Source organism: bacterium (assembly GCA_020444325.1).
In the GTDB taxonomy this organism is placed as follows: domain Bacteria; phylum Bacteroidota; class Ignavibacteria; order SZUA-365; family SZUA-365; genus BM516.
Window position 1 is genome coordinate 34,985 of the sequence record JAHLLD010000013.1, and the last position, 11,557, is coordinate 46,541.

Below are 11,557 nucleotides of genomic sequence, written 5' to 3' on the forward strand. Positions count from 1 at the left end.
CGGAGGAAATTTTTCTTATTTTTCAATGCCATGGCGCAATCTTCAAGCATACTCCCCTCCTCCATCCCCGTCAGTTCACTTCCCGGCGTGGGCAGTCGTCGCGCGCAGGTGCTGACGGCGGCGGGACTGCATACCGCAGAGGATTTACTGCATTACTATCCCCGGCGCTATCTCGATCGCAGTACGCTGGTGACCATAGGCGAACTGGGCATGCATGCGGGCGAAGTGGTGACAGTCATGGGAACCGTGGGCACGGTGCATACGGTACCCGGACGACGCAAGCGACTGGTGGTGACACTCCGCGATGGCGGGGGCAGTATGGAGCTGGTGTTCTTCCAGGGGATCAATTACTGGCAAAGCGCGTTTGCGGCGGGACAGGCAGTCGCGGTATCCGGGGAAGTGCAGTTTTACGGCCGCAATCCGAGCATGGTGCATCCGGACATCGACCGTCTGCATGAAGGAGACACACTCGAGTTCGTGAACACCGGCGGAATCATTCCCGTCTATCCTTCAAACGCAGAGCTTGAGAAAGTCGGTCTCAACCGCCATGGAGGCTTCCGCCGTCTCATGCAGCAGGTACTGGCACGTTATCTGCCGGGGGTGCAGGACTGGTATACCGAGGAATTTCGCGCCGCACATGGATTACTCGGACTGCAGGACGCCCTTGAGAACATCCATCGTCCCACCGACGCCGGCAAACGCGAGCACGCCGCCCATCGATTGATTTTCGACGAATTCTTCATCCTCTCCCTGCAGCTGGCCCTGCGGAAACGTAAACAGGGCAACGCCGCACCGGGAATCGCTTTCAAGGGAGAGAGTCCCACGGCCCGGAATCTCATCGAACAGCTCCCATTTGCACTCACGGATGCCCAGAAACGCGTTCTGCGCGAAATCGTGCAGGACATGCGTACGGAGCGCGCGATGAACCGTCTGCTGCAGGGAGATGTGGGTTCGGGAAAAACCGTGGTTGCGCTGCTGAGCATGCTGCTGGCAGTGGACAGTGGCTATCAATGCGCGCTGATGGTACCCACGGAAATCCTCGCCGAACAGCATTACCGCAGCATCACTACGATGGTCGACGATCTGAGATTATCCGTCGAGCTGCTGACGGGACAGCAGGCGGGTAGCGCGAAAAATGCGCGGCTTGCCGCCGTGGCGAACGGAGACGTACATATCGTGGTCGGCACGCATGCGCTGATACAGGAGCATGTGCAGTTCCACAAACTGGGCATGGTCGTCATCGACGAGCAGCATCGTTTCGGTGTCGCACAGCGCGCCAATCTGCGTTCAAAAGGCCACGCACCCGACGTGCTGGTCATGACCGCCACGCCCATTCCCCGGACGCTCTCGATGACACTGTACGGCGACCTGGATGTGTCCGTCATCGACCAGCTCCCTGCCAATCGCAAGCGTGTGCGCACGGCAATCCGTTTCGATGAAGACCGTGGCGCCGTGTACGATTTCGTACGCAGCGAAGTAGAAGAAGGCAACCAGGCCTATATTGTCTTCCCTCTCGTCAGCGAAAGCGAGAAGCTGGATCTCAAGGCCGCGACCGAAGAGTACGAGCGCCTGAGCGGTGAGGTATTTACGGGACTGCGGCTGGGATTGCTGCATGGACAGATGAAGGCAGAGGATAAGGATGCGATGATGATGCGCTTCAAACGCAGGGAAATCGACATCCTGGTCTCCACCACCGTCATCGAAGTCGGCGTCGACGTCCCTGACGCTACGGTCATGGTCATCGAACATGCCGAGCGTTTCGGACTCGCGCAGCTGCATCAGCTGCGGGGACGCGTGGGACGCAGCGACAAGCAGGCCTATTGCATTCTCATGACGACCAAGCGCATGTATTTCGCGGGACGCGGAAAAAGTACCGACGAACAGAAGCAGATTTCCGATCTGCGGCGCCGGCTCGACACCATGCGCGATTCCACCGACGGATTTCACATCGCGCAGGTGGATATGGAGATCCGGGGTCCCGGAGACCTCTGGGGCACGCAGCAAAGCGGCTACCCCGAATTCCGCATCGCCAATCTTCTCGAACATGAGCATATTCTCGTGGAGGCCCGTGAAGCGGCCTTCACCATCATTGAAAACGACCCACAGCTGCGCAAAAGCGAGCACCGCGGAATCCGGGAAATACTCGGTCCCCGCATCCGCCGGCAGCTGAAAATGGCTGACATATCCTGAAGCCGAGGAAACCCCATGTACATTTACGGACGCAATCCCATCATCGAAGCGCTGCGCGCGAAAAAGGACATCACCAAGATCTTCATCCGCTTCGGGACGCACGGTTCCTCGGTGGAGCAGATCAAGCGCCTGGCGCGCGAGGCCGGCGTTCCCGTCTCGCAGCTCGACAAGCAGAAATTCGACCGCCTCGGCAAGCACAGTGAAGCCCAGGGCATCGTGGCTCTTATCGAGGAGTACACGGCTGTGACGCTCGAGGAACTTCTCGCAGACACCCGTGAGCAGGATCCCCCCTTCTTTCTCGCCGTCGACAATGTCACCGACCCGCGCAATCTCGGTGCCATACTCCGTTCGGCGGAATGCGCGGGCGTGCACGGCGTCATCCTTCCCCAGCGCGATTCAGCCCCCATCACCGATATCGTCGTCAAGACCTCCGCAGGCGCCGCCTCGCACATCCGCATCGCCCGCGTCCCCAACCTGCACCAGGCGTTGGAAAAGATGAAAGAAGCGGGTGTTTGGGTGGCAGGACTCGATGCAGAGGGCGAGACTGACCTGCTGGAGTTGGACGGCTACCGTCCCATCTGTCTCGTCGTTGGAAGTGAGGGGAAAGGACTGCGTCCCGTCATTCAGAAAAGCTGCGAGATCATGATACGCATCCCCATGTGGGGACGCGTCGACTCCCTCAACGCCTCCGTCGCCGCGGCCCTCGTACTCTACGAGGTACGCCGCAAGCGGTTGTGACGCATTTCTCCCACTGAAGTCTCGGGCGTTTTCCCTACATTTGTGTTTTATCCACAAAGTGAACACGTACGTGAAGTGGTTCTTTAACATCATCCGACGCATGTATGACTGGGTGGAGAGCTTTGCCCACAAGCCGGGAGCGCTCTGGGCGCTGTTCATCATCGCGTTCATGGAGTCGAGTTTCTTTCCCGTGCCACCTGATGTGCTGCTCATCGCCCTTGCGGTGTCCATGCCGAAACGATCGATGCGCTTCGCGGCGATCACGACGCTGGGATCCGTCCTGGGCGGTATGTTCGGATATTATATCGGCTGGGAATTGATGGAAGTGGTCGGACGGCCGATTATCGATTTCTACAACGCGCAGGCATACTGGCTGCGTGTGGAGGAAGCGTATCGGGGTCCCATCGGCGTCTGGTTCCTCGTCGGCGCGGCGTTCACCCCCATTCCCTACAAGGTCGCGACCATTGCGGCAGGAGCCACGCTCATGCCCTTTGGATCCTTCCTCATCGCTTCGGCACTGGGACGCGCAGCGCGCTTTTTCCTGGTCGCCGGACTGATCTGGAAATTCGGTCCCACCTTCAAAGTCTACATCGAAAAGTATTTCGACAAGCTGGCCATCGCCTTTGTCGCCCTGCTCATTCTCGGCTTCGTGGCTGTGAAATACATATTCTGACGGCGGATGCCAGGAAGCATCCATTGCAACCGCAACGATATCGCAATACGAAAAAGCCCCGATCCACTGAAGGACCGGGGCTTTTTCACATTCTTTAATGACCTTGCAGCAGGGTCAGTTCTTGTTGTTGTCGCTGCTGCTCATCTTGTGGGCCATCTTGCAGTCTTCACTGCACTTGTCGCCGCACTCGTGATTGCTGGCCATCTTCGCATGCTTTGCCTTGTCGGCGCAGCAGCCGTCACCGGACTTGTTGCTGGCTTTCATGACCTTCGTCGACTTGTCGCCACAGCTCGCCTTGGCTTCGCCTGCACAGGAGGCTTTGGCCTTGCTGGCATGAGCCTTGGTGCTGCTGCAGCACTCAGACTTTGCCTTGTCGGCGCACGCCGATTTGGGCTTCTCCTGTGCGTTCGCGACGTACATCGTCATCGAAAGCGCAAATACGGTAACAAAACTCAGAATTCTCTTCATGGGAACTCCTGTATATGGTGAATAGTGGTGTGACTATTTGGATAAACTTTAGATAAAATATAGAAGTCATCGCATCGATTTCCAAGGGAAATCGAAGTGCCTATCAGAAAGCGAACATTTCTCAGACAGTCTGGAAAACTGGTGATACGGGCAGTTGTCCGAGGCTCAGGGATTGCTGCGAAGGACACGGACACATTCGAAGCACAGGATGCCCGTGGCGACAGCGACATTGAGCGACTGCTTCACGCCGAACATAGGAATTTCCAGCGCAATATCACAATGCTCAAGTGCCTCATCGGATATCCCCGTGATTTCATTGCCGACGACAACGGCGAGCGGGAATTGGTCCGCCTGCAGGTCGAAGCAGGAGAGACTCCCGGTGGTATGTTCCAGGGCCGCGATGCGATATCCCTCGGCATGGAGATGTTCAAGCACTTCCGTGATATCGTATACATGCTGCCATGGAACTGATTCCGTGGCGGAAAGTGCGGTTTTGGATATTTCCTTCCGTGGCGGAAAGGGCGTGAACCCGCAGAGGTACAGTTTCTCCACGAGTGCGCCATCGCAGCTGCGAAAAATTGATCCCACGTTATAGAGGCTGCGCACATTGTCGACCACTACGACGAGTGGATGCCGGGGCTTGCCGGAAATATCCTCGAGCGCAGTGCGTGAAATTTCTTCATGCCGCAGCTTTCGTATTGCCATGCTCAGTCCTTCCCTTTTTGCCAGATGAGCAGGCGTTCCTTTCCAAGCCGGGGTTTGACGGAGGTCCCGGGTGTGCTTTCATGCGCGAGCGAAAAGCGGGAAGCGGCTTCGCGCTTGAATTCTTCCACATCAATGCTGAATGGGGGGCCACCAGGACGGCCATCAACCGGGAAAAGCAGGGCCATGAGAATGCCACCGGGACGCAAAACGGCATGCGAGAATTCGAGGAACTCCTGCCGGCGCGCGGGATCAATGGCGCAGACACAGGTGTATTCGACGATGAGATCGTACGACGCTGCATGTGTGTGCGCAAGAGAGAACATGTCTTCCTGCAGTACTGTCACGGGGAGTCCGGCATGCCGCGCTTCCGCACGCAGCCATTCGAGCGGTTCCGCAGCAAAATCCACCGCGGTGACTTCCCACCCTCTCCCGGCGAAAAGCAGTGCATCATATCCCCTTCCGCTGCAGGGAATCAGCACACGCGGAGGATGGCCCAGCTGCGCGAAATGCAGTGCGCCGAGAGAACGGAAATCCATATCCAGACGTGTAAGCAAATCCGCAAAGACAGGGGTCGGTGTTCCCATGTCCCATCCGTCACGCTCCTCCCTGTAGGCGGCGTCCCAGTATCCCGGCGCGTTGATATCACCCATCACTGCGATGCCACTCCTTCCGGGGCGTATAGGATCTGCTGAGCGCCTTTTTTTCTGCCTGCCGCCGCCGCGCCAGATCGATCAGACGCTCCACAAGGGTTTCATAGGGGATGCCGCTGGCCGCGAATAATTTCGGGTACATGCTGATCGACGTGAACCCCGGTATGGTGTTGATCTCGTTGATATAGAGATCGCCGGTATCACGTGAGAGCAGGAAATCGACACGTGCCATTCCCTCGCAGTCGAGCGCTTTGTAGGCATCGACCGCAAGACGACGCACCGTGTCGGCCACACCTTCCGGCAGCAGGGCCGGAATGTGCAGTGCGGAAGCGCCGTCGACATATTTGGCGTCGTAGTCATAGAATTCGTTGCTCGGTACGACTTCACCCGGGATACTGGCGACAGGGTCATCGTTGCCGAGCACCGCCACTTCAATTTCCCGTGCGCCCGGGACGGCTTTTTCGGCGAGTACTTTGCGATCAAAGCGCGCAGCAAGTTTCAGGGAGGCGACGAGAGCCCCGTGATCCCTGGCCAGGCTGATACCCACGCTGGAACCGAGGTTGGGAGGCTTGACGAAGACCGGGAGTCCGATACGCGCAGTGATATCCTTCGCCACTTCCTCCACGCCGGCCGTTATCTCATGCGAGCGGTAATGCACGAAGGGGACGATGGGAATACCCATGGCCTCATGCAGGCGCTTCTGCAGCACCTTGTCCATCGCCACGGCTGAAGCGGTGACACCCGCGCCGACATACGGGATTTCCGTAAGCTCGAACAGGCCCTGCATCGTGCCGTCCTCTCCGTTGCTGCCGTGAAGAACCGGGAAAAGCACATCGATGGGCTGTTCTACCCACGCGCCATCTTCCTCTACGAGAAGCACGCCACGGCCGGGCTCCGGAGGGAGCATGCAGCGCGGTGGCTGCACATCAGCGCCTTTCAGGAATGCCATGGCATCACTGCCGCAGTACCACCTGCCGTCCTTCCCCACTCCCACCGGAAGTACAGTATACCGGTCAGGTTGCAGGGCCTGCATGACAGATGTGGCGGATACGAGGGAAACTTCATGCTCCCCGGAGCGTCCCCCGAAGAGAACAGCGACAGTAATCTTATCCATGATGCTTCACAGGCGATTGAAACGGTGTCGCAAAAACATACGGCGCAGTGACTGTTTTTGCAACGTGGGAACCTCGCGTTGTTTTTCGCGGTATGTGATGCTAATTTGATTTGATGCAGCGCGCACTATATATCGTCCTCTTCATGCTCTGCTTTCTCCCTGCTCTCCTGCACGCGCAGGATGAAGGAGAGCCGTCAACCGACAGCCTCCACACGCCGGAAGCGCTCGAAATTGAGGCATCCCGCGTCGTTGATGTGGAGGACAGTGCCGATACAAAATCCCCGATGGGTGCCGTGCTGCGTTCTGCTCTCGTCCCGGGTTGGGGACAGTTTTACAATGAGTCCTACTGGAAAGTCCCCATCGTCCTTGGCGTCAGCGGTTTTCTCATCTACGGCATCATTTCCGAGCATCAGAACTTCGTGGATTACGCCGACCAGTACGACGCTACCGTCACCGAGGACAATCCCTCCGGCGATCTGCGACTGAAACGGTACAGGGAGTTCTACCGCGACAACCGCGACAGCTACGGATGGTGGCTGCTGGTGACCTATCTCCTCCAACTCGCCGATGCCTACGTCGACGCCTCGCTCTTCGCGTTTGACGTCTCCCCCGAATCATCCCTCACCCTCCTCCCCCGGCCCGGCGGAGTGGGTGTGCAGCTGAGATTTTAAAGAGGAACGCAGATTCTCACAGATTTTTCGCAGATTTTCGCGGAGTTGTTTTATCATATTTCACTCTGCGAGAATCTGCGCATATTCTGCGAAAATCTGCGTTCCTCTTAATTTATTACACGTCGTAGTAAAGCGAGAACTCGTACGGATGCGGGCGGAGGGCCAGCTGTTTGGCTTCGCGGTTCATTTTGTAGTCGATCCAGGTTTCCACGACGCTTTCGGTGAAGACGCCGCCGCGGAGCAGGAAGTCGTGATCGCGCTCGAGGGCCATGAGAGCTTCCTCGAGGGTGGCAGGGGTGTTGGCTACGTTCTTCAGCTCTTCGGGCTTCATATCGTAAATATCCTTGTCCAACGGATCACCCGGGTCGATGCGGTTGGTGATGCCGTCGAGTCCCGCCATGAGCAGCGCGCTGAATGCGAGGTAGGGATTGGTGGAAGGATCCGGGGTACGGAATTCCACCCGCTTGCTCTTGGGCGAGGAGGAGTACATCGGAATGCGCACCGAGGCGCTGCGGTTACGCTGTGAATAGGCCAGGTTGACCGGGGCTTCAAAGCCCGGGACGAGGCGCTTGTAGCTGTTGGTGGTGGGATTGGTGATGGCGCACAGAGCGGGAGCATGCTTGAGCAGTCCCCCGATAAAGTACAGTGCCATTTCACTGAGTCCGGCATAGCGATCTCCGTAAAACAGCGGCTTTCCTTCCTTCCACAGGCTCATGTGCACATGCATGCCGGATCCGTTGTCGGCGAACACGGGCTTGGGCATGAAGGTGACAGAACGGCCATTGCGATACGCCACATTCTTGATGATGTATTTGAACAGCAGGAGTTCGTCGGATGCCTTGACCAGCGGCGCGAAACGCAGATCGATTTCGGACTGTCCACCCGACGCCACCTCGTGATGCTGCGTCTCCACGTGCAGACCACAGTTCATCAGCTCACGCACCATCTCGTTGCGCAGGTCGTTGAAATGGTCGGTCGGCGGCACGGGGAAATAGCCTTCCTTGTAGCGCGGCTTGTAACCGAGGTTGGGACCTTCGTCGCGCCCCGAATTCCAACGTCCTTCAACCGAGTCGACTTCATAAAACGAGTGGTTTTCCCCGCTGCTGAAGCGGACATCGTCGAAAATGAAGAATTCGGCTTCAGGACCGAAGAACGCTGCATCGGCAATACCGGTGGAAATCAGGTACTGTTCGGCTTTCTGCGCGATATTCCGTGGACAACGCTCGTACTTCTCATGCGTCAGCGGCTCGTAAATGTCACAGATGAGACTGACGGTAGGCTCCTTGATGAAGGGATCGATCATTGCCGTCGCGGGATCCGGAATGATGACCATGTCGCTCTCGTGAATGCTCTTGAAACCACGGAGACTGGAACCATCGAAGCCGAAGCCTTCCTCGAACGAGTCCTCTTCCAGCTGATGCACCGGTACGGAGAAATGCTGCCACTGTCCGGGAAAATCCATGAATTTGAAATCGACCATGGTCACACCCTGTGCCTTGATCATTTCGAAAACGCTGCCGATGGCTTCCTTGCGCGTGTCGCTCATGCTGCCTGTTCCTTTATGGTTGTGTTGATGAATCAATAACGGATAAGTTCAACGTCTCTTTGCGAGTGGAGAGCACCACGCTCGTACGCGTGCGCTGCACTTCTTTCCAGGATTGTATGCGTGATAATACCTGCTCGAGCGTGGAGGTATTGGTCGTGCGGATTTTCAATAGATGCGTCCCTTCCCCGGTGATCGCATGACACTCGAGAATCTCGACATCCTCGTCGACATGTTTCAGGAAATTCTCGTAATGCCGCGAGGTATCAACATGCACCTGCACGAACGCCGTCACATCCTTGTCGAATTTGACGGGATCCAGCAATGCCGTATACCCGGTGATAAACCCCCGCTCTTCCAGCTTCCGCAACCGATCACTCGCAGCAGGAAGCGACAAATCCACAAGTTCCGCCAGATCACTCCGCCGTACACGACCATTTTTCTGTACGGCTTCAATGATTTTCCGATCTGTTTCGTCGAGCATTGACCTTAATAACTAATGATTATTGCCAAATATACATTAATTATTAAGGCATAGCAAGAAGAGGAACGCAGATTATCACAGATTTAACGCAGATTTTCGCAGAGGGCCTCCATAAATTCCTTAGTCAGCGAGAATCTGCTGGTACTTTGCGAAAATCTGCGTTACTCTTTCTTCCTCAGTAATTGCCACAGTGCTATCCCCACCATGGCATAGAAACACAGACTCATGAGTGTGCCGCTGAGGGCGATGAGGATACTCCATGAGGGGTGGTGATAGCGGAGAAGCCACATCCCGCCGAAGGTGAGCACGAGACTGACGAAGGGTTCAATGATGAGGGTTTTGTGCAGCCAGGCAGGGAGACCGGTGGTAAGGAGGAATATGCCGCCGACGGCGAGGAAAAGCAGGCTGAGGCTGAGGATGTGCGTATGCGTCAGCGTCAGGAGTTCGGCGGGGGATTTTTCGTATAGCAGCTCATGGTCAGGAGGCAGTGTCATGGGATCGAGTCCTGCTCCTTCCGTCCCGAGATAGCGCTCCTCGATTCCTCCCGTGTGGAGTCCGGTACTGTGATCTACGAAGAAGACACCGAGCGTGTAGCCGATCGCGGCAGTCAAGAGGAAAGCGGACAACAGGAGACGCAGGGAACGCGGAAGGTCACCGAGCCGGGGAAGCTGCATCACAGGCGTTTCTCCTTTAGAAGATAGTGCATGTACGTAGCACAGGCATGCGCACCGCGGGTGAGCGCACGAGAACTGATGGTTGCCCCGCTGATATTGCGAATATCCTTTCCGACGGTGAGCGCATCGTCATGCGATTTTTTCTCGAACTGCTTGAGGAATAGCGGTGACTGCACCTCGCCGCCATGGGATTCACGGTAGGTAAGAATCTCCATCATGCGTATGCTGCCGTCCATGCCGAATGCAACGAGATAGGTAATGGGACGCGCCTTCCCCTTCACATTGTCCACCATCATAACGCCCACTGTCTGGCCGTTCTGCTGCACACGCCAGACCGCGATTTTTGTCCATGCATGACGTCCGCCATTGAATTTACTCAGAGCTGCTGTTTCAAGGGACGAAAGCTCCTGCCCGGAGCGTTCGAGCTGTACATCATCCCCATATGCAGAAACTGCATATTCCGTGAGATCCTCGCGGGACTGCCCGATGGCAGTCCCTGTGAGGAGAAGCAAACAGATAAGGACATCAGAAAAACGCATATCCAATCCCTGCGTTGAATTGTCCACGTGCGTCAAGATCGCGCGCATCGTCGAACAACTGATAATCCATCTTCACCGCGACTTCCGGCGAGGGCAGCCAGGTGAGTCCGACAGTCACATCATTCCTGTCATAGATGTCCATCGCCTCAAATCCGGTGGTCTCCGCCTGCGTATTGTACATTTCGTAACGACCGAAGACGAAGAGCTGCTGTTCACTGTCCGCAATATGAGGCAGGAAATTATATGCAGCTTCTGCATACCACCCGTTGATCTGATCGCCGATGGCCGATTCCGTGGCCGCGTTGATCATATCGGCATCCGCGATGGAGATGAATGCGGCTTCCCCGCGCAGGCGCAGGTTTCCGACGGCATAGCGCACATCGCCCGCGAACAGAGTGACTGCGGCGTCACCGAATGCGGCATTTCCCATATCCGCGCCGCCGGCAAAGAAGGAACCGCCCAGCGACAGTCCCAGCAGCGGCATGTACTCGACACGTCCCGTCACCGCCATATTGCGCGTCGACGACTCAATGCCCTGCTGTCGACCTCCGCGCAATCCCCCGCCGGCGGAAAAACCCGTCGCCTTGAGACTGCTCACGACATACACCTGGAAGTTCACGGTATGCGCCGGAGCACCGAAAAAGCCGATTCCCGCTTCCCGCCAGGTCGTGGGAATGACGTTGCGGTGATAATTGGGCCGTTCGACGCCGTGAAAGGTGTTCGGCTCGTGATACAGGTTGATAATGCCCACAGGTGCCAGCATGATTCCGGCACGGAAGCCGTAGCGTTCCCAGGGACGCAGTTCGAGATATGCCTGCTCGATGGCAAGCTCTCCGGGAGCGTCCTCTTCAGCAGCGACGAAGGTATGTTCGAGCTCCGTCTCGGATGCAAAGGAGATCCAGTCGTTGAACTGATGATCGAGATAGATCACGAAACGGTGAAAGTCGAGTCGTCCCCCGGCGCTCCCCTCAGGCTCGTTGTAGTGCAGTTCACCGTAGCCGCCGACCGTGGTACCGCTCTCCTGTGCCGTGGCAACGGCAGCCAGGGCGAGGAAAAAACTTAATGTTGCAATGGTAGAAAAGGTCTTCATGGATACTCCATTTCAGCA

13 protein-coding genes are annotated in these 11,557 nt (G+C 56.8%); 4 read left to right on the plus strand and 9 right to left on the minus strand.

All coding sequences use genetic code 11. The annotated features are described in order from the left end of the window. The first annotated feature begins 30 nt into the window (after positions 1-30). The 3 genes from recG to KQI65_15015 all read left to right on the plus strand — a co-directional run bounded on the left by recG (position 31) and on the right by KQI65_15015 (position 3,601). Complete coding sequence (recG, locus tag KQI65_15005; protein MCB2206048.1) at positions 31-2,190, plus strand: ATP-dependent DNA helicase RecG; 2,160 nt, start codon at positions 31-33, stop codon at positions 2,188-2,190. A gap of 15 nt (positions 2,191-2,205) precedes the next feature. Beyond that, complete coding sequence (gene rlmB / locus KQI65_15010) at positions 2,206-2,928, plus strand: 23S rRNA (guanosine(2251)-2'-O)-methyltransferase RlmB (GenBank protein MCB2206049.1); 723 nt, start codon at positions 2,206-2,208, stop codon at positions 2,926-2,928. Positions 2,929-3,028: 100 nt separating this feature from the next. Beyond that, positions 3,029-3,601 carry a DedA family protein gene (locus KQI65_15015; protein ID MCB2206050.1) on the plus strand — a complete coding sequence of 191 codons (573 nt, stop codon included), beginning with the start codon at positions 3,029-3,031 and terminating at the stop codon, positions 3,599-3,601. 114 nt (positions 3,602-3,715) lie between these two features. Here the strand turns inward: KQI65_15015 and KQI65_15020 are convergent, their stop codons facing one another. The 4 genes from KQI65_15020 to KQI65_15035 form a co-directional block, all read right to left on the minus strand. Further along, positions 3,716-4,069, minus strand: coding sequence for a hypothetical protein (locus KQI65_15020; GenBank protein MCB2206051.1), 354 nt, complete (start codon positions 4,067-4,069; stop codon positions 3,716-3,718). Positions 4,070-4,234: 165 nt separating this feature from the next. After that, positions 4,235-4,768: an RNA methyltransferase gene (locus KQI65_15025; protein ID MCB2206052.1), complete on the minus strand. Its 534-nt coding sequence runs from the start codon at positions 4,766-4,768 to the stop codon at positions 4,235-4,237. A gap of 8 nt (positions 4,769-4,776) precedes the next feature. After that, complete coding sequence (locus KQI65_15030) at positions 4,777-5,424, minus strand: methyltransferase domain-containing protein (protein ID MCB2206053.1); 648 nt, start codon at positions 5,422-5,424, stop codon at positions 4,777-4,779. After that, complete coding sequence (locus KQI65_15035) at positions 5,417-6,538, minus strand: D-alanine--D-alanine ligase (GenBank protein ID MCB2206054.1); 1,122 nt, start codon at positions 6,536-6,538, stop codon at positions 5,417-5,419. The genes KQI65_15030 and KQI65_15035 overlap by 8 nt, the downstream gene beginning before the upstream one ends. A gap of 113 nt (positions 6,539-6,651) precedes the next feature. On the opposite strand from KQI65_15035, the gene KQI65_15040 reads away from it, so the two are divergent. Continuing rightward, positions 6,652-7,209: a hypothetical protein gene (locus KQI65_15040; protein MCB2206055.1), complete on the plus strand. Its 558-nt coding sequence runs from the start codon at positions 6,652-6,654 to the stop codon at positions 7,207-7,209. Positions 7,210-7,324: 115 nt separating this feature from the next. On the opposite strand, the gene glnA is transcribed toward KQI65_15040, so the two are convergent. The 5 genes from glnA to KQI65_15065 all read right to left on the minus strand — a co-directional run bounded on the left by glnA (position 7,325) and on the right by KQI65_15065 (position 11,539). Continuing rightward, on the minus strand, positions 7,325-8,755 hold the full coding sequence (gene glnA / locus KQI65_15045) for a type I glutamate--ammonia ligase (protein MCB2206056.1): 1,431 nt from the start codon (positions 8,753-8,755) through the stop codon (positions 7,325-7,327). Between the two features lie 13 nt (positions 8,756-8,768). Then, on the minus strand, positions 8,769-9,236 hold the full coding sequence (locus KQI65_15050; protein MCB2206057.1) for an Lrp/AsnC family transcriptional regulator: 468 nt from the start codon (positions 9,234-9,236) through the stop codon (positions 8,769-8,771). Positions 9,237-9,397: 161 nt separating this feature from the next. Next, a complete protein-coding gene (locus KQI65_15055) occupies positions 9,398-9,910 on the minus strand; it encodes a hypothetical protein (protein ID MCB2206058.1) in 513 nt (170 codons plus the stop codon). After that, positions 9,910-10,449: an FMN-binding protein gene (locus KQI65_15060; GenBank protein MCB2206059.1), complete on the minus strand. Its 540-nt coding sequence runs from the start codon at positions 10,447-10,449 to the stop codon at positions 9,910-9,912. Before KQI65_15060 ends, KQI65_15055 begins: the two co-directional genes overlap by 1 nt. Beyond that, entirely contained in the window at positions 10,436-11,539 is a 1,104-nt protein-coding gene (locus KQI65_15065) for an OprO/OprP family phosphate-selective porin (protein MCB2206060.1), read from the minus strand. The genes KQI65_15060 and KQI65_15065 overlap by 14 nt, the downstream gene beginning before the upstream one ends. Positions 11,540-11,557: the final 18 nt, after the last annotated feature.